21 protein-coding genes are annotated in these 23,119 nt (G+C 38.0%); 16 read left to right on the top strand and 5 right to left on the bottom strand.

What is annotated here, in order from left to right; translation table 11 throughout:
• The first annotated feature begins 58 nt into the window (after window positions 1-58).
• The 15 genes from A3IA_RS0107635 (at window position 59) to groL (ending at window position 14,965) form a co-directional block, all read left to right on the top strand.
• Window positions 59-853 (top strand): Cof-type HAD-IIB family hydrolase, encoded by a 795-nt coding sequence (locus tag A3IA_RS0107635; protein ID WP_018380738.1) that lies wholly within the window; start codon window positions 59-61, stop codon window positions 851-853.
• A 208-nt stretch (window positions 854-1,061) separates the two neighbouring features.
• Window positions 1,062-2,027: a substrate-binding domain-containing protein gene (locus tag A3IA_RS0107630; protein WP_018380737.1), complete on the top strand. Its 966-nt coding sequence runs from the start codon at window positions 1,062-1,064 to the stop codon at window positions 2,025-2,027.
• A complete protein-coding gene (locus A3IA_RS0107625; RefSeq protein WP_018380736.1) occupies window positions 2,027-3,331 on the top strand; it encodes a sensor histidine kinase in 1,305 nt (434 codons plus the stop codon). The genes A3IA_RS0107630 and A3IA_RS0107625 overlap by 1 nt, the downstream gene beginning before the upstream one ends.
• A gap of 9 nt (window positions 3,332-3,340) precedes the next feature.
• Window positions 3,341-4,021: a response regulator transcription factor gene (locus A3IA_RS0107620; protein WP_018380735.1), complete on the top strand. Its 681-nt coding sequence runs from the start codon at window positions 3,341-3,343 to the stop codon at window positions 4,019-4,021.
• A complete protein-coding gene (locus A3IA_RS0107615; protein ID WP_026217620.1) occupies window positions 4,014-5,315 on the top strand; it encodes an ABC transporter substrate-binding protein in 1,302 nt (433 codons plus the stop codon). The genes A3IA_RS0107620 and A3IA_RS0107615 overlap by 8 nt, the downstream gene beginning before the upstream one ends.
• Before the next feature lie 567 nt (window positions 5,316-5,882).
• Window positions 5,883-6,884 (top strand): DNA cytosine methyltransferase, encoded by a 1,002-nt coding sequence (locus tag A3IA_RS0107605; RefSeq protein ID WP_018380732.1) that lies wholly within the window; start codon window positions 5,883-5,885, stop codon window positions 6,882-6,884.
• Window positions 6,885-7,694: an Eco47II family restriction endonuclease gene (locus tag A3IA_RS0107600; RefSeq protein ID WP_018380731.1), complete on the top strand. Its 810-nt coding sequence runs from the start codon at window positions 6,885-6,887 to the stop codon at window positions 7,692-7,694.
• A gap of 56 nt (window positions 7,695-7,750) precedes the next feature.
• A complete protein-coding gene (locus A3IA_RS0107595; RefSeq protein ID WP_018380730.1) occupies window positions 7,751-8,947 on the top strand; it encodes a protein kinase family protein in 1,197 nt (398 codons plus the stop codon).
• A 698-nt stretch (window positions 8,948-9,645) separates the two neighbouring features.
• Window positions 9,646-10,086: a PTS sugar transporter subunit IIA gene (locus A3IA_RS0107590; RefSeq protein WP_018380729.1), complete on the top strand. Its 441-nt coding sequence runs from the start codon at window positions 9,646-9,648 to the stop codon at window positions 10,084-10,086.
• Between the two features lie 91 nt (window positions 10,087-10,177).
• Window positions 10,178-10,672: a PTS sugar transporter subunit IIB gene (locus A3IA_RS0107585; protein ID WP_018380728.1), complete on the top strand. Its 495-nt coding sequence runs from the start codon at window positions 10,178-10,180 to the stop codon at window positions 10,670-10,672.
• A 23-nt stretch (window positions 10,673-10,695) separates the two neighbouring features.
• Complete coding sequence (locus A3IA_RS0107580; RefSeq protein WP_018380727.1) at window positions 10,696-11,553, top strand: PTS mannose/fructose/sorbose/N-acetylgalactosamine transporter subunit IIC; 858 nt, start codon at window positions 10,696-10,698, stop codon at window positions 11,551-11,553.
• A 1-nt stretch (window position 11,554) separates the two neighbouring features.
• A complete protein-coding gene (locus tag A3IA_RS0107575; protein ID WP_018380726.1) occupies window positions 11,555-12,388 on the top strand; it encodes a PTS system mannose/fructose/sorbose family transporter subunit IID in 834 nt (277 codons plus the stop codon).
• A gap of 19 nt (window positions 12,389-12,407) precedes the next feature.
• Window positions 12,408-12,698: a DUF202 domain-containing protein gene (locus A3IA_RS0107570; RefSeq protein WP_018380725.1), complete on the top strand. Its 291-nt coding sequence runs from the start codon at window positions 12,408-12,410 to the stop codon at window positions 12,696-12,698.
• Window positions 12,699-12,902: 204 nt separating this feature from the next.
• Window positions 12,903-13,187 (top strand): co-chaperone GroES, encoded by a 285-nt coding sequence (groES, locus tag A3IA_RS0107565; RefSeq protein ID WP_018380724.1) that lies wholly within the window; start codon window positions 12,903-12,905, stop codon window positions 13,185-13,187.
• A gap of 155 nt (window positions 13,188-13,342) precedes the next feature.
• Window positions 13,343-14,965 carry a chaperonin GroEL gene (groL, locus tag A3IA_RS0107560; RefSeq protein WP_018380723.1) on the top strand — a complete coding sequence of 541 codons (1,623 nt, stop codon included), beginning with the start codon at window positions 13,343-13,345 and terminating at the stop codon, window positions 14,963-14,965.
• Between the two features lie 698 nt (window positions 14,966-15,663).
• On the opposite strand, the gene A3IA_RS0107555 is transcribed toward groL, so the two are convergent.
• From A3IA_RS0107555 to A3IA_RS0107535, 5 genes are all read right to left on the bottom strand, one after another.
• Entirely contained in the window at window positions 15,664-16,437 is a 774-nt protein-coding gene (locus tag A3IA_RS0107555) for a hypothetical protein (RefSeq protein WP_018380722.1), read from the bottom strand.
• A gap of 4 nt (window positions 16,438-16,441) precedes the next feature.
• A complete protein-coding gene (locus A3IA_RS0107550; protein ID WP_018380721.1) occupies window positions 16,442-17,314 on the bottom strand; it encodes an ABC transporter ATP-binding protein in 873 nt (290 codons plus the stop codon).
• 53 nt (window positions 17,315-17,367) lie between these two features.
• Window positions 17,368-18,105, bottom strand: coding sequence for a hypothetical protein (locus A3IA_RS0107545; RefSeq protein ID WP_018380720.1), 738 nt, complete (start codon window positions 18,103-18,105; stop codon window positions 17,368-17,370).
• A 541-nt stretch (window positions 18,106-18,646) separates the two neighbouring features.
• The gene (locus A3IA_RS0107540; RefSeq protein ID WP_018380719.1) at window positions 18,647-19,990 is read right to left on the bottom strand and encodes a sensor histidine kinase; all 1,344 of its coding nucleotides are present in this window, start codon (window positions 19,988-19,990) and stop codon (window positions 18,647-18,649) included.
• Window positions 19,987-20,721 carry a response regulator transcription factor gene (locus A3IA_RS0107535; protein ID WP_018380718.1) on the bottom strand — a complete coding sequence of 245 codons (735 nt, stop codon included), beginning with the start codon at window positions 20,719-20,721 and terminating at the stop codon, window positions 19,987-19,989. The genes A3IA_RS0107540 and A3IA_RS0107535 overlap by 4 nt, the downstream gene beginning before the upstream one ends.
• A 1,090-nt stretch (window positions 20,722-21,811) precedes the next feature.
• Between A3IA_RS0107535 and A3IA_RS0107530 the strand changes: the two genes are divergently transcribed.
• Complete coding sequence (locus tag A3IA_RS0107530) at window positions 21,812-22,765, top strand: S66 family peptidase (RefSeq protein WP_018380717.1); 954 nt, start codon at window positions 21,812-21,814, stop codon at window positions 22,763-22,765.
• The last annotated feature ends 354 nt before the right edge of the window (window positions 22,766-23,119 follow it).

The raw sequence follows: 23,119 nt of genomic DNA, 5'->3' as shown, positions 1-23,119 counted from the left end.
TTTAATGATATATGATATAATGAAATAAAAATTTAGAGCTTCAGGAGGTTTTTACCATATGGTCAAGATTATTTTTAGTGATATTGATGGAACGTTGATTAATGATCAATTACAGGTAACGCAGCGCACTCGAGATGCGATTGTGTCTGCTGTCGAAAATGGTAATCTTTTTGTTCCTGTTTCAGCCCGAATGCCTGAAGCCATTAAACCGATTATTCGAGATTTCTTACCAAAAACACCAATAATTTCTTACAATGGTGCCTATATTCAAGATGAAAATGGTCAAGAGATTGCTTCTTCACCGATGGCAACCGATATGGGAATCGCTATTTGTCGGTATTTAGAAAAAGAGCATCCAGATATTGCTTGGAATGTTTATAGTGGTGAAAAATGGTTATCACAAGATCGTTTCAATAAATGGATTTCTAGGGAAGAAGATGTTGTGGGTATTTCTTCTCAAGAGGCGGTACTTGATGATTTGAACTCACTTAGGGAGATTCATAAATTATTATTGATGGGAGAACCGGAAGAGATTTTAGCAGTCGAGGCGGTTTTGAAACAAGGCTATCCAGAACTTTCTATTTCAAAATCTTACCCTTATTATTTAGAAATTATGGCAGCGGGAATTCAGAAAGGACGAGCGGTTGCTCGCTTGGCTGACCACTATGGCGCTAATATTCAAGAGGCATATGCTTTTGGAGATAATTTCAATGATCTTGACATGTTAGATGCGGTAGGTAATGGCTATGTTATGGCAAATGGGCCAGAGGCGGTTCGACAAGCTATCGGAAAGGTTACTGCCGATAATAATAATGACGGTATCGCAGATGTACTAGAAGAGCATTTGAATTAGCCTTCAATTGCTTGATAAGGTTTGAATATGACCGGATATTTCTGGAGTTGCTTATTATCATGATGAGGAGGGAGTTGCTTCTCTCTTTTTAGTTGCGATTGTCATAAGAGATTAGAGAGTTATAGACAATCTTTTTTTAAAAAGCTATACTTTTTATGAAAGTTTTGTTAAGTATTGCTTAGGATGTACTCGTTGATAAAGGAGCTATATGCGTTCGATTCGGAAGATTTTAGGGCTTTTGGTTGCTCTGATATTATTAGTCTTAGTGGTTGTGATGTACCTTAATCAAAAGATTAGTGCTACGGATAATAGTCGTTTAAAGGTCGGAACGACCTATATGACCATGAATAATCCTTTTTATGAAGTGATTAATGCGGAAATTGAAAAAGAAATTACTGAACAAGGTGGTACTGTTTTCACAAGAGACCCTGCCCTAAGTAGTAAGAAACAAGTTGAGCAGATTCAGTATTTTATTGACCAAGAAATGGATGTTATTATCCTGAATCCTGTCAAAAGTGACGATGTAGCCACTAAGCGGATGGTTCAAAAAGCTGAAAAATCTGGTATCAAGGTTATCGTTGTTGATAGCCAGCTATCTGATAAGGTAGCTGTCACTTCAACAATCGTGTCAGACAATTATCAGGCAGGCGCTTTACTGGCAGAAGATTTAAAAACTCGAAAAGATAAAGCAGATATTTTAATGTTAGAACATCGAGATGCAGTGTCGGGAAATCAACGAATTAAGGGCTTTACGGATAACATTGCGTCTGATAAACGCTTTAGGATTGTTTCAAAAGAAGAAAGTCTGGGACAGACGGAAGTTGCCATGCCAGTCGTTGAACGTGTGTTACAATCTAGAAAATCCTTTGATGTGGTGATGGCATTAAATGATCTTGCTGCAATCGGAGCTGTTGCCGCCTTGGATAAAAACGACATCGAAAAGCCAATTCTTATCTACGGTGTCGATGGTTCCCCTGACATGAAAAATTTATTGGCAACGACAGATGACGTTACTGCAACGGTAGCCCAGTCTCCTTTGGCTATGGGGCATAAGGCTGCTCAACTAGCCTTGATGATTTCAAAAGGAAAAACAGTTGCTTCCAAGGTTGTTATTCCTGTGACATTGATTACCAAAAAATCAATAGATGATTATGATTTAAAAGGGTGGCAGTAGTGAGACGATTAAAACTAGTTCAAATCAGTAAGTACTTACTTGTCTTTATCAACTTCATTGCCGTTATTTTCTACGCTTCGGTTTACCTTTTTTCCACGCAACTCATCACGAATCACGGTGATAGCCATGCTTTGTTAGAGCAACTGGTGAGTATCCCTTACCGGCCGGATTTTATCTTTATTTCAGCTGTATCCTTGTTTTTTATTTTGATGGGGTTGATTTTTTACAGAGATTATTTAAGAACTCAGAAGACAACTGACTTTTGGGATAAATGGGTAGCTTGCGAATTGCTGGTAACCTTGTTTTTACTGGTCAGTTTGCAGTTTTCCTATAATGGTTTTCTATTATTGGTTTTTGCGGATGTTTTTTACCATTCCAGAGACATGTATACCCTGTTAGAGAAGCGGTATTGGCTTGTCTTTATCCTATTAAGCTTTGGTCTTCTCTTGGTGACTGATGTCAATGTTTTATCGACCATTATGCCTTTACCAGCTATTGATACGTACATTAGTTTTTTACCTGTTTATTTAAGGATTTCGTTGATTTTCATCAAAAATTTACTAACATCTTTAAATCTTATCGTCTTTATTATTTCCTTAATTTCCTACATTATGTTTGCCATCAGTGAAAAGCATAATCTGGAAGAGGAAGTTCGTATGGTTTCTCAGGTTAATGCCGAGTTAAATAGCTATGTGGCTTTGACAGAAAAAATCACAGAAGATAGGGAGCGAAAACGTATTTCTCGTGAAATCCATGACACGCTCGGTCATGCGCTGACGGGTATTTCTGCAGGGATTGATGCTGTTAGAGTTTTGATTGATATTAATCCTAGTAAGGCTAAGGAACAACTAGGCAGTGTGTCGGAGGTTGTTAGGGAGGGGATAGTTGATGTAAGGCGGTCCTTGAACAAATTACGTCCAGATGCTTTAGAAGGTCGTACGCTCAAGGATGCCTTAGGGAAGGTTATCAAAGAGTATCAAGAGGTCTCTCAGATTGATATTGAATTTTCCTATGAATGGGAGACTATTGATTTGAGCGTTGCTGTAGAGGATATTATTTTCCGAGTGGTGCAGGAATCCATAACCAATTCTGTTCGGCATGGTCATGCCAGCAAGGTGACCATCCATCTCTACGAAGAAGAGGATTTTGTGATGTGCATTCAAGATAACGGTGTTGGAGCTGATGAGATTACATTTGGTTATGGCTTGATGCAGATGCGGGAACGTCTGGCTATTATTGGAGGTCGGATTGCTTTTAATGGAAATGATGGTTTCAAGACAATCATTCATATTCCCAAAGGATAAGGAGTTACTATGATTAAGGTAATGATTGCAGACGATCAAGAGCTCATTAGAGAATCTTTAAAGATTGTTCTATCTGCTCATGAAGATATTAATGTTGTGGCTTCGGTGGCAGATGGCTTTGAAGTCTTGGAGAAGATTAACGAAGAGCTTCCTGATGTTATTCTAATGGATATTCGTATGCCAAAGATGGACGGGGTCATCTGTACCAAAGAAGTTAAAAGACAGTTTCCTAATGTAAAAATTATCATTTTAACGACTTTTGACGATGATGAATTTATTTTTTCTGCGCTTAAATACGGCGCTTCAGGTTATCTTTTAAAGGGTGTTTCCATGGATGACCTATATCAAGCCATTCAAACGGTTCATAATGGTGGCGCTATGATTAATCCTGATATTGCTACTAAGGTGTTTAAAGCCTTCTCTCAAATGCCCCAGCATGAAAATACGATACAAGTCGATGAAACAGAGCTTTCGAATTTGTCAAAAGCAGAATGGCGGATTATCCAACAAATTGGCTTTGGTTTATCGAATAAAGAAATTGCGCAAAAGTTGTTTCTTTCAGAAGGGACAGTGAGAAATTATTTATCAAATGTCTTATCTAAGTTAGCGCTACGTGATCGTACCCAATTGGCTATCTGGGCGGTTCAAACAGGTGTAACTACTAGACAGTTGGAGCATTTAGATGACTAGGAGAAGACGGATAAATCTGGCAGTGATTTTTGTAATCATGCTACCTTGCTTGTTTTTACTGCTGTCATGGATGGAGCGTCCAAGAAAGGTTACGCTCCATTTAGGAATCCATGAAGGTTCAAGTTGGGATGTCCCTCAAGGGCAAAATAATCGTGTGCTAGATGACATTATCAAACGGTTTGAAAAGGCTCATCCAGGTGTTGATGTTGTTTATGAGAGTGGTATTCGAAAATCAGATTATTCGGATTGGTTGGCTGGAAAAATAGTAGTTGGTCAGCAGCCAGATGTTTTTATGGTTCCAGAAAATGATTTTAACCTCTTAACGTCTATAGGTTCTTTGAAGAGTCTAGACGCTTTAGTGAAACAGGACATTAACACAACTGATTTCTACCATGTTTCTTATCAAGCAGGACAGTATCATGATAAGCAATTCGCCCTCCCTTTTGAGAGTAATCCTATTATGATGTGTATTAATAAGGACCTCTTGAAGAAAAGTGGTTTTGAGGTTCCTGATGCCGACTGGTCTATCTCAGACTTTTACAAGATAGCACAATCAGCAACCAAAGACACCGATGGCGATGGGCAGTTGAACCAGTTTGGTATCGTGGGTTACAATTGGAAAAATGCTATGGCTGCCTATAGTAATCAGATGTTTTCTGAAGATGGTAGTCAGATTCATTTGAATACTAATAAGACAAAAAGTGCGATGGATTTAATGATGAAATTGGATGCTTTATCTGGAACACAAGAGGTTACATCACAAGATTTTGACCAAGGAAAGGTTGTTTTTCGACCGATGACGATGGCAGAATATCGCACCTATAAGCCCTACCCCTATCATATCGCCAAATATTCAACATTTGAATGGACCTGTGTCCCCATGCCGAGTGCTGATAAAGACTTTAAAGCCACGCAAGTTGATAGCTCCCTTTTTGCCCTATCTTCTCAAACCAAGCATACGACATTAGCTTGGGAACTCTTGAAAATGTTGACCTATGATGAGCACTCCCAACAAGAACTCGTCAAGCAGTCTCAAGGAATATCGGTTCTAAAGGGTGTTATGGCTTCAGAAGAGACGAGTGATATTTTACAAGAGGATAATTTTGGCAGTGATTCTTTAAGAGTTTCGACAGTAGATCACATGATGACGGATGGTTTTAATCAACCCAAATTTAAACGCTTTAATGCTGTTTATGAAGAAGCTGACTATCTCTTAACCAAATCCTTGTCAGAAGAAACCGTAGACACTGATTTAGCTCTTATTGAGAAGAAACTATTGCAAAGTTTAAGATAGGTAAGGAGGAGTGGCAAAGAACACTGACAAACAAAAAGAGGTCTCGCTCTCTGGTTTCTAGGCTCAGGCTAAAAGGATCCGCTAGGCTATTTTACACTCCTACCCTAGTACAGCTGATGAGGTTGTCTTTGGAGCTTAAAAAATGAACGCCATGACAAGCAAGTACTACGTCAGCTTGATTGGACTAGAAAAAGTTGAAGAGGATGACTTACTCCCAGCCTTATTTTCCGGCTCATTGTCAACTGTAGTAGTGACCGATAGCTGAGCGCTAGAGAGAATCATACGGTTCTCTCTTTTTGCTTGTTCAAAGTGATGAGTAGTAATTCCAAGAAATTTTCCACGGTGAACATTCGTCTCAAAGTCAAGAGGTTAGAAGATTTTTATGATTTAGAGTGTGCAGAAAATCAAAGAGGGAGATACAGTATCGATAAATATCTATATGACTTTGAAAATATAACCTCACTAAAATAATGATATAATAACAAGGTAGGAACGAAATTTTTGTGAGAGCAACTATTATTGTTAGAATAAAAGTAGAGAGGTTAAAAATAAATTAAGGAGTAAAAATTGAAATCAATTGAATTATTTGCGGGTGCTGGAGGTTTGGCGCTTGGCATAGAAAAATCGGGATTTGATACCATTGGACTAGTAGAGTTTGATAATGCTGCTGCTGAAACATTAAAATATAATCGTCCAAATTGGAACGTTATACATGATGATATTGCAAATATATCAAAATTAGACTTGGAAGAGTATTTTTCAATCCAAAAAGGCGAATTAGATTTGCTGAGCGGAGGTGCTCCATGTCAGTCTTTTTCTTATGCAGGAAAACGACTAGGTTTGGAAGATACACGAGGAACTCTGTTTTATCACTATGCCGTTTTCTTGGAAAAGTTACAACCTAAGATGTTTCTATTCGAAAATGTAAAGGGATTGACAAGTCATGATAAGGGTAAGACCTATGCGACTATTTTAAATGTCTTTGAATCTGAAGGGTACACTGTACAATCAAGAGTTCTAAATGCTTGGGACTATGGTGTTGCCCAAAAGAGAGAACGAATGATTATGGTTGGAATTCGTAATGATTTAATAGATAAGACTTCTTTTGAATATCCAGAAACTCATGCTTATAAACCTGTATTACGAGATATTTTGATGGATTGTCCGCCAAGTCAAGGAATGCAATATTCAGAGCAAAAGAGAAAGATATTTGAATTAGTACCTCCAGGTGGCTATTGGAGAGATATTCCAGAGGACATTGCAAAAGAATATATGAAATCAACTTGGGACATGGGAGGGGGGCGTACAGGTATTTTACGGCGAATGAGTCTTGACGAGCCATCACTGACTGTCTTGACATCTCCGTCTCAAAAGCAGACAGAGCGGTGTCATCCTTTGGAGGCACGCCCCTTTACAGTTCGTGAAAATGCCCGCATTCAAAGTTTTCCGGATGATTGGGATTTTAAAGGAAGCATAGGAAATCAATACAAACAAGTGGGAAATGCTGTTCCAGTGAACCTAGCTTATGAAGTGGGATTAAAGATAAAAGAGAGTTTGGAGGTGTTATAAATGTGGAATTTATCATTTATTAGTGAGGACGATTTTTATAACCATGTGCAATTGACGATTGATAAGTATGGTGAGAAACTACAATCTTTTGATTTGAAACGATTTAATAAAAATATTGTTGATCCGATAAAATTGATTTTTGATAAATCTGTCTATAGAAGTTCATGGGAACAAATTATAAGTAATGAAATTTTTAGACAACGTGATAAATCAAATAATAATGATATTGGCTACTTTCATCAGACTATCTTTAAATATATTGAGAACTGTCGAGTTCCGAATAATGGAGAAGAAGGTGGTTGGGATGTCATTTTTGAAAATCCAAATGGAATAACAATGCCAGACGGTTCTCGAGTTAGTCGTGTCTATGTGGAAATGAAAAATAAACATAACACAATGAATTCTGCTTCTTCTGGTAAAACTTTTATCAAAATGCAAAATCAATTGTTGCAAGATGATGATTGTGCCTGTTTTTTGGTTGAAGCAATCGCAAAAAATTCTCAAAATATTAAATGGGAGCCAAAAGTTGATGGTCAAAAAATGGGACATAAATACATTAGACGTGTCAGTTTAGATAAATTTTATGCTCTTGTGACAGGAGAGGAAGATGCTTTCTATAAGATGTGTATGGTTTTGCCAGAGGTCATTAGTAAAGCAGTATCCGAGCTAGATTCTTCTACTATTCCAAATGATACAGTATTTGATGAAATTAGAATGATTGCTTCTCAACAAAACTACGATTCTGAAGATTTATCTATAGCAATGGCTTTTTATTTACTAGGTTTTGTTAGTTATTTAGGATTTGAATAACATAGCCTGAATTGATTTATGTAAAATAAAGACATGACGATAGGAGATAGGTTAAATTGATTTCTGTGACTAACAATGCAAAATTATTGAATGGTGTAGTAAGTATTGAAAGAGATTATCTGGATTACTTTGGTAAAGGGTTTGTTATAGATTATGAGCATCTCTACAAAGGGAAGTTTGATGACAGATTGTGTCAATTAAGTTCTAGCTTGCACTATCAGCTAGTAGAAACATTAAGAATATTAAATGATAGTATAAATGGAGGAAAGCATTTCTGGGCTGACCCTAGTAGAGATTTGATAAAAGTCATCTCGTTATCAAATAGATTTGTCAACAATCTTAAGGATTGTGGGTATAATATTAAAATTGTTGAATACTATGATAAGATAATGGAAAGATGTAATGATTTTCTATCGTCATCTGGTGGAAGCTCAGTGCCATATGATATGATGGAGGTTGAGATATACTATGAGCTCCCGATTTTTGAGGTATCTGATGTGGTTCAGTTACCTAATAATTCATCACAGAAATTTCAATTGAAGCCAGTTGGTGATGGTTCTTATGCAACTGTCTTTAGTTACTTTGATGAGAACTACAACAAAACTTTTGCATTAAAACGGGCGAGTAAAACAATCTCACCCAAAGATTTAGATAGGTTCTACTTAGAGTTTGATACGATGAAGCGGTTACATTCTCCCTATATACTTGAAGTCTACTCTATTGATAAAGTGAAAAATGAGTATGTTATGGAGTATGCTAATACTACTCTTTTAAAATACATCACAACTCATAATCAAAAATTGACTTTTGATGAGAGAAAGTCTCTATGTTATCAGATTATAAGAGGATTTGAGTATCTAGCTGAAAAAGATATACTTCATAGAGATGTTTCACCTAAAAATATTTTGATAAAAGAATATGAGGATACAAAGATTATTAAAATTGCTGATTTAGGGAATGTAAAGTTGAGCGATAGTGTATTAACATCTTTAGATACAGAAATAAGGGGGGCGTTTAATGACTATTCAGGGCTTCAACGAGTAGGATACAGTAATTATAATTTTTATTTTGAAGGCTTTGCTTTGTCAAAATTATTGTATTTTGTTTTAACAGGGAGATATAAAGACTTTACGAAATTCGAATATAGTAATTTAGAGGAATTTATCAACAAAGGAACAAATCCAAATTTGAATAAAAGATTTAGCAATATTCATGAATTAAAGATGGCATTTTCTCAGATTAAATCGAAATGAAAGCATCTCAAATTATGAGATAGTTGACTAGTCTGTTTTATGGTGTTTTTATCTAAACAAGTGGATTTTATCCCATTTTCATAGAAGTCACATTCTCCAAAATGTGGATGTAAAGGGATTTGTAAGACTTGAGTATTCATAGCTTTCAATATAGAAATCCTCAAAATGTTAATATAAGCTGTTACATCAGTATTTCAAGGCATTCAAGATTTATCTTGGATGCCTTTTTCTACTATTTGTTAAGCCGATTAAGGCTTTAAAGCGTCATTATCTCACAATCCAGTAAAAGCAGTGTAACTGTACTGTTTTGATGGTTTTTGTTCAAAAATCATAACAACTGCCCTGATATTTGCCTTGGTCGTTTTTAGGAAGAGTTTCTGATGTCTTTTTCCGATTGTTTTTGGAATTGTATTGATGATATTACGTAGCTTTTAGATGTTTCAGACTAAGTCTGAGTGAGAATTTCTAAAATGATGTTTAATGGCACACCAGCTTGCCTAGCGGTATTGCACCTACAGGCGTAGATGAATAGGTCACATTAGATAGAAATTATAGTACCTGTTTTGAGTACATATGCGACTGATATGACAAATGTCATTTTTTATGATGACAATCTTCCACAAAGAATCATGACATCTGACAATTCAAAACCGCTTTCAAAAGATTTAGAATAAAGGAAGAAAAAGGAGAAGAAAGCTATGAAATACTTAATTCTTGTCAGTCACGGTGGATTTGCAGAAGGTTTGAAATCCTCCTTAGCTATGTTTGCTGAAGATAAAATGGACCAAGTTATCGCAGTTGGTTTAAAAAATGGTTCTTCGGTTGATGATTTCGCGAAAGACTTTCATCAAGCGGTTCATCAGCTTACCGCAGATGATCAAGTAGTTGTTCTTGCAGATATTGTTGGTGGTAGTCCACTGACGACAGCATTAGGTGTTTTAGAAGAAAAAGGATTACTCCAAACAGCGACCGTTCTAGGGGGAATGAACCTTCCTATGGCAGTCACGTCAGTCGTCATGAAAGACGCTCTTGAAGGCGATGATTTTGTCGCAGCTGTTTTGCCAGAAGCACAGACAGCTTTACAGGAATTCAAAGTTGCCACAACTTTCACTGATGACGACGAAGATGATGATATTTGATAGTCAGTTGACTGTTTTGTAATATGATGAAAAAAATTTCTCAGACTTGTTTGGTCTATTTTTGAGGATAAAAAGAAAAGAGGAAAAGATTATGTCAGTTTCATTTGTACGCATTGATGACCGTATGATTCACGGTCAAACCGTAACCCGCTGGGCGAAAGAATACCCATGTGATGGTCTCATTGCCGTTAATGATGCAGCAGCAGCTAATAAAGTCCTTACACAAGCGTATAAAGGAGCTTCTGATAAGAAAACATTTGTGTGGACAGTTGATGCTTTTGGTCAAAAATCGCAAAAAGTTTTGGATTCAGATACACGTTATTTTGTGATTACCAAAAATCCATTAGATATGAAAAAACTTCTGGTAGATCAAGGGTTTGTCCCAGGAGATGTTAAAGAAATTATCATCGGTCCAGCTAATGATCGTCCAGGTGCTATCAAGCTTGGTAATAATCAATCTATTACTCCTGAAGAAGCAGCGGCAATAGAAGAAATTGAAAAGGCTGGCTATCGTGTAAAATTCCAACTGCTACCGGATGTTTCTATCGGATATTGGTCAGATTTTAGAAGTAAATTCGGTTATTAATCATTGTAAGAAGGAGATAAACAATGACAATATCATGGTTTCAAGCTGCCTTACTTGGGCTATTTGCTAGTCTAGCATCTATGCCAGGGATGGGTGGTTCAAGTATTGGTAACTACACTCTTGGTCGTCCCCTAGTTGGAGGACTTGTCTGCGGTCTCATTTTAGGAGACTTGAAATTGGGGATTGTTTGTGGCGTAGCGATGCAGTTGGTTTATATCGCCTTGGTAACGCCAGGTGGTACGGTATCTGCTGACGTGCGTGCCGTGTCTTATATCGGTATCCCACTTGCTATGGTAGCCATTACCGCACAAGGTATTTCTGCTAGCTCAGGTGAGGCCGCGGACCTTGCTAAATCAATGGGAACACTCGTAGGAACGATTGGTACAGTTCTTTTCTATGGAACAGCAACTATGAACTTGGCTTGGCAACATATTGGTTGGAAGGCTGTTGAAGAAGGGAACTTCAAAAAACTTTACATGGTTGACTGGGGACTTCCTTGGATTTCACATTTTCTTTTTTCATTCTTACCAACACTTATCATGTGTAAGTTGGGAGCATCAGCTGTAACAGCTCTCCAATCAGCGCTCCCTATGGATGGTATTGCAATGAAAACTCTTTTCACGGTTGGGGCACTTCTTCCTTGTGTAGGGATTGCTATCTTACTGAAACAATTAGTTGAAAAAGTTACAGACTTCATTCCATTCTTTGTTGGCTTTACTTTGGCCGCTTCATTGGGCTTAAACTTGGTAGCAAGTGCGGTTATTTCTCTCATCTTTGCTCTCTTGTTCTATGAAATTGACATGGCAAAATTGAAGGCAAATTCTCGTCTAGTTGCAGCTGTAGCAGAGTTAGAAGATGACGAAGAAGAGGAGGATATTTAAGATGGCTGATATGAAAAAAATTTCTAAGAAGACTTTGACTAAGTCTTTCCATCATTGGTATTATGGACACTTGACTTGCTTCTCTCAAGAGCACATGCAAACTTTTGGTTACTTGACATCAATGCTTCCAATTATTGAAGAACTGTATGATGACAAGGAATCTCAAAAGAATGCCATGCAAACCTATACGGCTTTCTTCAACACAGAACCACAGCTTGGAACAGTGGTTGTCGGTGTAACAGCGGGGCTTGAAGAGGCACGTGCTAACGGTGAACCAGTTGATGATGAAGCTATCAATGGCATGCGTGCAGGTCTTATGGGACCGGTGGCAGGTATTGGTGACTCGCTAATTGTCGGAACTTTAATCCCAGTTCTCTTAGGGATTGCGCTTGGCCTTTCAACAGGCGGCTCTCCAGCAGGTGCAATTTTCTATATCATTGTTTGGAATTTGTTGGCTTACTTTGGTATGCGTTTTGCCTACTTTAAAGGTTATGAACTTGGTGATAAGGCGGTAGAATTCCTCGTAGGACCTCAAGGGATTGCTATTCGTAAAGCCATCGGAATTGTCGGCGGTATGGTTATCGGTGCGGTTGCTGCGACTTGGGTATCTGTGAAGACATCATTTAGTCTAGGTAGCGCTAAGAAACCTTACCTTGTCTTGCAAGATCAGTTGGATGCTGTGTATCCAGGATTGTTGACAGCTATCTTTATCGTTCTTTGCTGGTGGTTGATGGCAAAGAAAAACATGTCACCTATCAAGGTAATGCTTCTCTTGGTAGTTGTAGCTTTTGTCGGTGTACTTGTCGGCTTCTTTGATCCAGGTCTTTCTTACTAGTTAGAAGGAGTAAAATCTGATGACTAATCAAAAAATGATTAAAGGTTATGAGACAGAAATAGCCTACCAAAAACATATGATTGAAAATTTAGGACGGTGGTTTTCTCTCTTCTTTATTGTGTCAAGTATTGGAGTGGTCTTGTTTTCCCTTTTTCACCATACTAATCTATGGGTAATGGTGTTGGGTCTCGTCTTAATCATTATCGGTAGTCTAGGTATGATATTATTCGGTTATGGTATCTATCGTGGTAAGAAAAATGTCTCCAAAGTCATTGAAGATTTTGAATTCAAACTTAGTCAATCAAGATAGGATAATAAAACATTGAAAACATTCTTGTTTTGATCTGCACCTCAACAGTTAGACATAAAATCTAACGATTGGGGTGTTTTTTGTTTTGACTATTTTTGACCAAGTGCTATAATAGTTTTTGTAATAGCTAGCACTCTATATAGCAGAGTGCTAATGCAGTTTATTTCAACGCTATTATGAAAATAATCCTTATGGAGGCGTATTATGTTAAAACCATTAGGCGATCGTGTGGTCGTGACTTTTGAAGAAGCAAAAGAGAAATCAGTTGGCGGTTTTGTGCTCGCGGGAGCCTCTCACGAGGCAACTCAAACAGCAGTTGTTGTTGCTGTAGGACAAGGTGTTCGTACACTTAACGGCGACTTAGTAGCACCAAGTGTTGCTGCAGGCGATAAAATCTTAGTTGAAAATGGTGCAGGTATTGACGTCAAAGACGGTGATGATAAGCTATCAATCATTCGTGAGTCAGATATTGTTGCGATTGTAGAATAAGAAAGAATAGGAAGGAGAGAGGGTTAGTCCGTATTGGTTGAAACTGAATACGGGCTACGGACGGCTGCAAAAAGAGGAACACTATTTAGACGCTAGCGTCTAAGTAGGCTCCCTATTTTGCTATTGTCCGTTTGACGCCCTTTATATCTTAAATTATGGCAAAAGATATTAAATTTTCAGCAGATGCACGTGAAAGTATGGTTCGCGGTGTTGATATTTTAGCAGATACTGTGAAGGTAACACTTGGTCCTAAAGGACGTAATGTCGTTCTTGAAAAAGCTTTTGGTTCACCACTCATCACCAATGACGGTGTGACCATTGCTAAAGAGATTGAGCTGGAAGACCATTTTGAAAACATGGGAACAAAATTAGTTTCTGAAGTAGCTTCAAAAACTAACGATATTGCCGGAGATGGTACAACAACAGCTACCGTATTGACACAGGCTATCGTTCGTGAAGGACTTAAAAATGTGACAGCAGGCGCTAACCCAATTGGGATTCGTCGTGGCATTGAATCAGCAGTTGCAGCAGCAGTTGCAGATCTTAAAGAGATTGCTCAACCTGTCTCTGGTAAAGAAGCCATCGCTCAAGTTGCAGCGGTATCATCACGATCTGAAAAAGTCGGAGAATACATCTCTGAAGCTATGGAGCGCGTGGGCAATGATGGTGTTATCACTATCGAAGAGTCTCGTGGCATGGAAACAGAGCTTGAAGTGGTTGAGGGAATGCAGTTTGATCGAGGTTACTTGTCACAATACATGGTAACTGATAATGAGAAAATGGTTGCTGATCTTGAAAATCCATTTATCTTGATTACGGATAAGAAAATCTCAAATATCCAGGACATCTTGCCACTTCTTGAAGAAGTTCTTAAAACAAATCGTCCACTTCTGATTATCGCTGATGATGTTGATGGCGAAGCGCTTCCAACCCTTGTTCTTAATAAGATTCGTGGAACTTTCAACGTTGTTGCAGTCAAAGCGCCAGGTTTTGGTGACCGTCGTAAGGCAATGCTTGAGGATATTGCTGTTTTGACTGGCGGAACTGTTATCACAGAAGATCTTGGACTTGAACTTAAAGACGCAACGATGCAAGCTCTTGGACAAGCAGCGAAAATCACGGTCGACAAAGATAGCACTGTCATTGTTGAGGGTGCAGGTGATGCTTCTTTAATCGCTAATCGTGTTAACTTGATTAAGTCTCAATTGGAGACAACAACTTCAGACTTTGACCGTGAGAAGTTACAAGAACGCCTTGCTAAATTAGCAGGCGGTGTAGCCGTTATCAAGGTTGGTGCGGCTACCGAAACCGAACTGAAAGAAATGAAGTTGCGTATTGAAGATGCCCTTAATGCAACGCGTGCGGCAGTGGAAGAAGGTATTGTTGCCGGTGGTGGAACTGCTCTTGTCAATGTTATTGAAAAAGTAGCAGCTCTTGAGCTTGAAGATGATGCAGCAACAGGACGCAATATCGTTCTTCGTGCGCTTGAAGAACCAGTTCGTCAGATTGCTTACAATGCAGGCTATGAAGGTTCAGTTATCATCGATAAGTTGAAAAATAGCCCAGTTGGAACAGGTTTCAATGCAGCAACTGGTGAATGGGTAGACATGATTGAAACAGGAATCATTGATCCTGTTAAGGTGACACGATCAGCTCTTCAAAATGCAGCTTCAGTTGCCAGCCTTATCTTGACAACAGAAGCTGTTGTAGCAAACCAACCAGAACCAGAAACACCAGCGATGCCAGCAGGCATGGATCCAATGGGTGGCATGATGTAAGGTTTAAAAAGAATCTGAGACAAAGTGTCTCAAATCAGGTTGAAGAAAATTGTCCAAAATGGACTTTTTCTTCAACCTTTTGCGTTTTCTTGGAGAAAAAAACTCTCAGAAAGCTTACTAATACTCTTCGAAAATTAAACTCAAACCTTGTTGACTTGATTTGTTGAAGACAGTTCTATCTGCTATCTGTGTTGCCTAGTCTGATTTTGCTTTCATTGAGTACCAATCAACGTTTCTAAGAGTTTGCTTGATTGACAATAAGGTCCTATAGTCTCAAGTTCTCTGTCATTTATAGGATTGTCTACATTTTAAACTGAGGTAATAATGCCTCGGATTTTTAGGGTTTATAGCCGTTCGTTTTATTCCGTTGAAGTATGCATAGTTTTTAGGTTTGACTATTTAGGAGGGTTTCTAGTTGAAATGCTCTTTAGGTCATCTATGCGAAAAATATTTCGATTAATAACAATGTTCATTATTCGAAATTGGAAAGAAAGTTACATGTTTAATGTCAATACTAGTGATAATGTTCAAAAGCATTGATTGGAAGATTTGCCTGATATTTCCTTTCTTGACAGCTTAGACCGGTTTGTCACAATAACCGATTTAAGCGTAGTTGGATTTTGTAATATTCCTACTTTATGTCATCATAAAAAAAACCTCGCCTAGAAAAATTCTCAAGCTTAGGAGAGGTATTTTATCTAAAACTCCAACTGAGCAAATTTTTTACTACCCATAGAGGTAAAGAGGAGAACATAGAAAAGAGTGACAAGGCTGGCAACTACCATAGCAATACCTGCTTCTTTGGTTCCTGACCACGCCATTTTCTGATACCCTGTCGGAAAGAGCAGACTAACTGGACCACCAACTGCCCCCGTAATCGACATGATGGGACTCAGTACAATGGCTGCTACTATAGTTGCACCCGTTTTCCAGTGAAGACAGAGTACACTCGCAATCGTCATCAAAACAATAGCCTTTAAAGTAACGATGACAAGTGCCGTTATACTTGCTAATGTTTCTGTTTTATCACTATCAAAAAATGCTGCTGTCGCAAAATCCATGTGAATAACACGAGTATAAAAGACACCGAGTGATACCACAAAGCTGATACCAAGAAAAATCAAGATAATCGCAATCAAGCTCAAGTACTTAGCCCAGAAAATTTGCTTGCGATTGATGTCCTTGTAGAGAAAGAGGGTATGGTCATCCACTTCTCGCTTGAAGACTGATACGGTTAAGAAAAAGAGAGCCAAGGTTGGTAAAATTAGAGTATCTATTGAATCAAAAAGCAACATCCAAAATCCGATAAAGGATAATTTAAACCCCTCCTCCATTTTTATCTGATAAAAATTAGAATCTCCAAAAAAAGAAGCCACCAAATAGATAAGAGAGAAGCATGCAAAGGTGAGGTAAATCTTCGTTTCTTTGCGTTTCCATATCGAGTCAAAAATAGCTGAAAATAGGTTTTTCATAGAATTATCCTTTCATAAAAATTTCTTTAAGGTGATTTTCCTTAATAGCAAGTGAGCCCATCAAGTTGTGACGCGCTAGCAGACCAAAGATAGCATTGAGAGATTCCTTATCTGTTGCAGTCGAAATCTCAAGAACTTGACCATCCAAGGTAATTTCCTCAGATAGATAGTCCGCAAGCACACGGTAATCACCTGCTGGGTTTAGGTTAACTAAGACACTCGGATGTTCTTTTCCGTCAAAGGCGTCAGCCAATTTTCCATCTTCGATATAGACATAGCGATTACACAAGGCCTCAAGCTCTCCTAACTGGTGGCTAGAAATCAACATCGAAATCTGACGCTCGCTCGACCATGTTTTCAAAATGTCAATCAACTTCTGTACTCCAATAGGGTCAAGGCCAACAAAAGGCTCATCCAAAATCAAGAAATCCGGTTCTGCTACTAGGGCAATCGCAAGAGCAGTCCGCTGTTTCATCCCAAATGAGAAGCCTTTGGGCTTGCGATTTCTCGCTTCCCAAAGCTCAACCAATTTCAAAGTCTTTTTAATATTTGGGTACAAGTCTGTCTTACCATGTAGCTTGAGATAGAATTTTAAGTTATCAATGACCGACATTTCAGGATAAAACACAGGATCAATCATAATACCAAAATCTGTCAAGACGTTGTCACGACTATTGATATCCTCACCATGATAGGTGATTTTCCCGCCCGTTGGTTTGAGGGATTTTGCCATCATTTTCATGAGAGTGGATTTTCCTGCACCATTTTTTCCAATTAACCCAACGATTTCTCCCTTTTGGATTTCCATAGACACATTGTCCAAAGAATAAAAGTCATTTCCTGCAAATTTTTTAGATAATTGTTCGATTTTAAGCATGATAATCTCCTTTATTGATATAATCAGTTCATTTTTATACGATTCAAAGTCTACTAAAATTCAATTTTTTGGAAATTCTTGATTCCCTTAATGTAAAAATAGGCAAAATAGACAATAGATAAACCTGTCATGGCCAGAAATGGTGGGGCAAAGCCCATACCAGCTAGAATTTTGATATACGACGTCGGCCCAAGATATCTGAGCCCAATCCAAAGTGGAGCTGTCATGATGAAGAGATTAAAGAAAATTCCTGCCAGAACAGCGCTGATGGTTTTAGACTTGATGGCTACCATGGCTACCACTGCAATGGTGATAAGGTTAATCAATATCATCCCAATAATTCCAAGGATATTGGCCTGCAAGGTAGCAGGATTCCCAGAGACAAGAGCCATTCCGTAGCCCATTTTAGGAACGAGGAAAGCGTAGTAGACAATCAAGGTCGCAAAACTACTGAGTGCAGCGTAAAGAGCGTAGACTGCAAAGAGACCCGCAATCTTCAGATTGAAAATCCGTTTCCTACTGATGTCTTTGTAAAGAAAGAGAATTCCTGCGTCAATCTCATCGCGAAATACAGACGAGATGACAATTGCAAAGACCAAGACCGGCAGTAAGATGCTGTACTGGGTTTCCAAGACTCCCCGTAAAAAGCCTAGAAAACTAAGGGTAATATCTGTATTTTCTATCCTGATGTAGGGGGTGATAATGGTTATAATAAATGGTAAAAGGCTGAATGATAGGAAAATCTTGACATCTCGCCGATTGACGATAGATTTGAAAATAGGTTGAAACATGGACACCTGTCCTCCTCTTATGTGAAATAATCATAACTTTTAAGGTTCTCCCTTACTGATGAGACTAGTATATTTTAAAACTAATCCATTTTTTCACCCATATCCTGAATGGGTGCTCAGATGTCTTGAATGGTAGTTGTCGTGCTATAAAACACTACAACACGATAAAAAAGAGTCTGGGATAACAATCCAAGCCTAAATATAAAAAGCGAACAAAATTAGTTTTCTGACACTCAGAATTCTGTCTTGTTCGCTTTTTATATCTAATTTATCAATTTAAAGAATGGATGATAAAGAATTTCAAAAATCAAAATCTTTTTTATACGAAAACTACAAAGAATGCAAAAATCCCCTCCTATGATATAACCAAAGTGAAATTTTTTGTATTTAGAGTAAGTTATTTGTTCTTTTAAGAGTATATAGGCGATTTTTAAAAGTTGATGTGTGGCTTTCTGCTCGTTTTCATTGTTCTGTGAGTGAGGGCATAGCCATCATGGATGTCTGTCCAGACTCTTTCGTATCTGTCATTTTAATCTCATTTTCAAAACTCTACTTTTTGGGAGAATGTATAATTTTCGCTACTAGTCATGAGGGATACAGTAGGGTAGTGCTGGAGGATATTTTTTACATTGGCAAGACCTATTCCTCTCCCTGTTCCTTTACTTGATTTGCCATATCCATAGATTTCTTTGGTATTGACGCGTTCTTCTTTGATACTATTTTTAATGATAAGAATTTTCTTCCCTTGCTCTTCAAAATAGACGAGACTCAAACTTGGCTTTTCTGCCTGAACAGCTGCTTCAATGGCATTGTCAAGAAAAATTGATAAAATGGTTATCATCTCAAGTGGCTCAATCTGGGGTATATCAATCGATTCTGCAATTTCTACTGACACATCAATCCCTTGGCTTTGCGCTGCAATGAGTTTAGCAGAAATAATACTTTTCATCGCATCGTTTTGGAGATTTACCAGATTAGCGACATCATACTTGTTGTCATAAAATCGCCTATCGGACTCTGCAATGACTGTCTGATAAATCGATTCGACCGCATTTATATCACGATTTTTGATTGACTCTTGTAGGCTGACTAAAATATTAGTATAGTCATGACGAAAACTACGAATTTCTTTATAAAGCGATTCGATATGGTGACTATAAGCGTTCATCGCTTGTAACTGGCTATCTTTTGCCTGCTTTAATTCTTCTTCTTGCCACTCTTTGATCGTATAATTTAAATAGAATAACAGACCCATAAAGATAAAAAAGTAGACAATCACAACATGCCATCGAACATTCAAGTTCAACATATCCATCTCCGTCTCTCCTACACTGACCTCGGTAATCCGTGTGAAAATACGAATCAATAGACTATAAACAATCATAGAAATGTTTAATATCAAGACGACATTGTACAACTTTCTTTGGCGTAGACCGGCTTGAATTTTTTTAAAATCAATTCGTAAGCCTCTCATCATAAGCCAATAAAAGGGCAATAATAACAGTAACATGAGGTATTGTAACCCTGGACTATCTAATAACTGTCCAAAATTCCAACCGAGGATAAATTGAAGATAGGCACCAATCAGCCAATTGAACACCTCATAGATTACCAGAGGTAGCATGCCATAGAAGATGAAACTAGACTTTGGTCCTTGATACGAAATACTGCGCAAAACGATTATCAATAAAAAAGGGGCAAGCAATAAATCCACTAGCATACCAACAAAAGGAGTGATGGAAGTCAAAAGGATATACACTAAAGGATAGCCTAGCCACCGTTTCCAGCCCAGCTTTAGACCACTAATCTCTTGTAGGAAAAAGAGCTTGATAAGCCATTCTAAATAACTCAAGATGTCCCATGGCAAGGTTGATAAACTCATCATTTCTCAATTCTCTCCACTAAACCTTTTAGCTTCAACCGCGATACGAAGCATGTTTCATCATTTTCAAAATAGATTGTAAATTTGGTACGGTCTACACTGACAACATTTCTCGGATTGACAACGTAGGAGCGATGAGTTTGGTAGAGTCTATTATCTGATTTTACAATTTCAGACAATTTTCCGTAAAATTCCATGTGTCCTTTTTTGGTCGTCAAGATAAGTTTGTTAGCGGTTGGAGCAGTCTCAAAGTAGAGAATATCTGAAAAGGGTACTTGAAAATTAGACTGCTCGGTCCGAAAGACAAAGGCATCGTCTGCTACTTCACTATCCATATTTTCATAGGCATAAGTCAAGACATCGCGTATAGCTACTTGAAATTCCTCGTCAGGTAATCCTTTATCGATAAAGTCTAAAGCGGATACGCGATACTTATAAGTAATCGGCATGAATTCTGAACGCGTTGTCACAAAAACAATACTAGCATTTGGATCTTTTGATCGAATGTCACGCGCGATTTCCATTCCCTTCTTTTTCTCACCATGGATATCAATATCCAAAAAGAAAAATTGGTGGTTTCCTGTTTCTTGAATTGCCTCAAGCAGCTGCTTAGGCTTACCAAAAATTTCTAAACTCTTATAGTCTACATTACCCTTTCGAACACAATCTTGAATTGCTTGCTCCAAACGTGCTTGATGCACAAAATCATCTTCTAACACAAAGATGTTTAACATTTGCCTAATTCCCCTATTTCTTTTTGTCTATTATACTAAAAATGTGGCGAGTCGCAAAAGCCTAATCATTCGTGGCAAATGATTAACTGGTCGTGATACAAGGCATTGATGTAATCTCTTTTCTGCTGGAATTAAGAACAACCATTTTTGAAAAAACATGATTTATCTTAATTATCCAGCACTTACTCATAGTCCCTCTATCGAGTGCTGAGGAAGATTATTGTCAATCACTCTTAAATAGTATCTTGCAGCTTAGCACGATGGTGCTATTTCTACTATAGTCAAATGAATTAACTTTCAGACAAGGAACAGAAAGGCGCAGACAGTACTTGAGTACGGCAAGTCGAAAGTGACGATGTATCAAAGTTAATTCAAAAGCCTATATAAACACACTTCACTTTATCATATATGATAGTCGTTTTTCTACTTGAAATGAGCTGGTTTTGTCACGCGCTCGCTATCCGAAAACAATTCAAAATCTCAATAACATGGTATTCCAATACTTTAGCTATGAGAAGGGATACCAGATATTGCAACTGTTAACAAGGCGATGAAATGCATGTAGTTAGAGATAGATATTCGGTTACTACTTACTACTAAAGTACTTGTCGTACTTATAGGACTATCTTTAGCTTAATGATACCGATTTAGGTGTTATTGTTAAGATTTTAAAACACAAGGATATTACCCAGCTTATTGAGTTTATAATGATGTATTGACAGAAGTTATTAAGTAAGGAGCATGAGACGATAAGACATTTAACGTCTTGAAGGTGATTATTGGAAAGTTATTTTTAGAACGAAAAGGAGGGATAAGCCAAAAACTTGAGAATAAAGTTTTTTCATGAATATATTTCTACCTAGATGTTGTTTATGCTTTCATTAGGACATAAATCGTTGATTTAATGGAATTTTATATTACAAGTAAGGCAAAGGTGTTGGGTAGTTTCTAGTGAATTTCTGTTTTTTCACTGCCCACTATAAGAAGATTATATCACCATCCGTCTCTTTTGATGTTATAGGTTTTGAAGTCGTTTTCTTATTTCCTATATTTGTGCTATAATCATGAAAAGCTTTAGGAGGATTAATCCATGCCAGATTTAAAACCAGGAAGTCATTTACGTATTCTTAGCCCATCATCTTCAATTGCGCGCATTGGTGGCTTTGATGCTAACCTATCTGCCAAGAAGGCTTTGGAAAAATTAGGGTTTTCCCTGTCTTTTTCAGAGCACTATGATGAGCATGATATGCTGGATTCGGCATCGATTGCGAGTCGGGTAGCGGATTTGCATGCGGCTTTTGGGGATGTGTCGGTTGATGGAATTTTAGCCACTATTGGTGGATTTAATTCTAATGAACTCTTGCCCTATTTGAACTATGAATTAATTGCCCAAAATCCTAAACTTATCTGTGGTTACTCGGATACCACTGCGATTTTAAATGCTATTTACGCTAAAACGGGTATGCAAACTTATATGGGACCATCCTATTCTAGTTTTAAGATGGAGGGCGGTCAACCCTATCAAACAGCTTCTTGGTTAAAGGCTATCGGTCAGAAGGCTTATGATTTGGAACCAAGTCCTGAGTGGTCTAGCGATCCTTGGTATGATCCGAGCCAGCCACGTCATTTCATGCCGACAGATTGGAAACGATACAATTCTGGTAAAGCAAGCGGTACCTTAATTGGTGGCAACTTATCAACCTTTGGTCTCTTGAGGGGAACCCCCTACGCTCCTAAGCCTGATCGTTACGTTCTCTTTTTGGAAGAAGCAGAAGAAGACGATTATATCGAATTTGACCGCAATCTGGTAGCAATTCTGCAGGCATACCCTAATCCACAGGCACTTGTTTTAGGACGTTTTCCTAAGGAATGTCGAATGACACCAGAACTCTTGCTTTATATTTTAGATAAGCATCCTGTTTTAAAAGAGATTCCCGTCATTTACGATACGGATTTTGCCCACACGCAACCTTTATTTACCATCACCATTGGTGCGCGGGTGACAGTAGATGCGGATGAGCTTTCTATCCATATTGAAAAATAGTGATTAAGCCTAGTTTGTCTAGGCTTTTTGATTATGACTTCGAGCCAGTTCAGAGCGCGACAACCCCTTGAAAATTTGATACTTCAGGAACTCTTGCTGGAAGACGGATAATAACTAAACTCCCTAAAACGCTGTTGTTTCAACATTTTGGGGAGTTTTTATGTTTTGTCCCATACTCCTAACAAGGCTTTGAGCTTCTAATTATAGTTCTTTGAATTAACTTTGATACATCGTCACTTTCGACTTGTCTTACTCAAGTACTGTCTGCGTCTTACTGTTCCTTGTCTAAAAGTTAATTCATACTCAATGAAAATCAAAAGCAAACTAGGCGACACCGATACAGATAGAACTAAA

The sequence above is a fragment of the Streptococcus thoraltensis DSM 12221 genome (assembly GCF_000380145.1).
GTDB lineage: Bacteria > Bacillota > Bacilli > Lactobacillales > Streptococcaceae > Streptococcus > Streptococcus thoraltensis.
The sequence above is the reverse complement of the archived record's forward strand: the minus strand, read 5'-3'. Positions and strand labels throughout refer to the sequence as shown.

Bases quoted from the DNA above. Each gene is read 5' to 3' on its own strand.
- A3IA_RS0107635 (WP_018380738.1), top strand. From the start codon at position 59: ATGGTCAAGATTATTTTTAGTGATATTGATGGAACGTTGATTAATGAT.
- A3IA_RS0107540 (WP_018380719.1), bottom strand. From the start codon at position 19,990: ATGATGAGTTTATCAACCTTGCCATGGGACATCTTGAGTTATTTAGAA.
- A3IA_RS0107555 (WP_018380722.1), bottom strand. From the start codon at position 16,437: ATGAAAAACCTATTTTCAGCTATTTTTGACTCGATATGGAAACGCAAA.
- groES (WP_018380724.1), top strand. From the start codon at position 12,903: ATGTTAAAACCATTAGGCGATCGTGTGGTCGTGACTTTTGAAGAAGCA.
- A3IA_RS0107600 (WP_018380731.1), top strand. From the start codon at position 6,885: ATGTGGAATTTATCATTTATTAGTGAGGACGATTTTTATAACCATGTG.
- A3IA_RS0107530 (WP_018380717.1), top strand. From the start codon at position 21,812: ATGCCAGATTTAAAACCAGGAAGTCATTTACGTATTCTTAGCCCATCA.
- A3IA_RS0107535 (WP_018380718.1), bottom strand. From the start codon at position 20,721: ATGTTAAACATCTTTGTGTTAGAAGATGATTTTGTGCATCAAGCACGT.
- groL (WP_018380723.1), top strand. From the start codon at position 13,343: ATGGCAAAAGATATTAAATTTTCAGCAGATGCACGTGAAAGTATGGTT.
- A3IA_RS0107550 (WP_018380721.1), bottom strand. From the start codon at position 17,314: ATGCTTAAAATCGAACAATTATCTAAAAAATTTGCAGGAAATGACTTT.
- A3IA_RS0107630 (WP_018380737.1), top strand. From the start codon at position 1,062: ATGCGTTCGATTCGGAAGATTTTAGGGCTTTTGGTTGCTCTGATATTA.
- A3IA_RS0107590 (WP_018380729.1), top strand. From the start codon at position 9,646: ATGAAATACTTAATTCTTGTCAGTCACGGTGGATTTGCAGAAGGTTTG.
- A3IA_RS0107620 (WP_018380735.1), top strand. From the start codon at position 3,341: ATGATTAAGGTAATGATTGCAGACGATCAAGAGCTCATTAGAGAATCT.
- A3IA_RS0107575 (WP_018380726.1), top strand. From the start codon at position 11,555: ATGGCTGATATGAAAAAAATTTCTAAGAAGACTTTGACTAAGTCTTTC.
- A3IA_RS0107570 (WP_018380725.1), top strand. From the start codon at position 12,408: ATGACTAATCAAAAAATGATTAAAGGTTATGAGACAGAAATAGCCTAC.
- A3IA_RS0107585 (WP_018380728.1), top strand. From the start codon at position 10,178: ATGTCAGTTTCATTTGTACGCATTGATGACCGTATGATTCACGGTCAA.
- A3IA_RS0107615 (WP_026217620.1), top strand. From the start codon at position 4,014: ATGACTAGGAGAAGACGGATAAATCTGGCAGTGATTTTTGTAATCATG.
- A3IA_RS0107580 (WP_018380727.1), top strand. From the start codon at position 10,696: ATGACAATATCATGGTTTCAAGCTGCCTTACTTGGGCTATTTGCTAGT.
- A3IA_RS0107545 (WP_018380720.1), bottom strand. From the start codon at position 18,105: ATGTTTCAACCTATTTTCAAATCTATCGTCAATCGGCGAGATGTCAAG.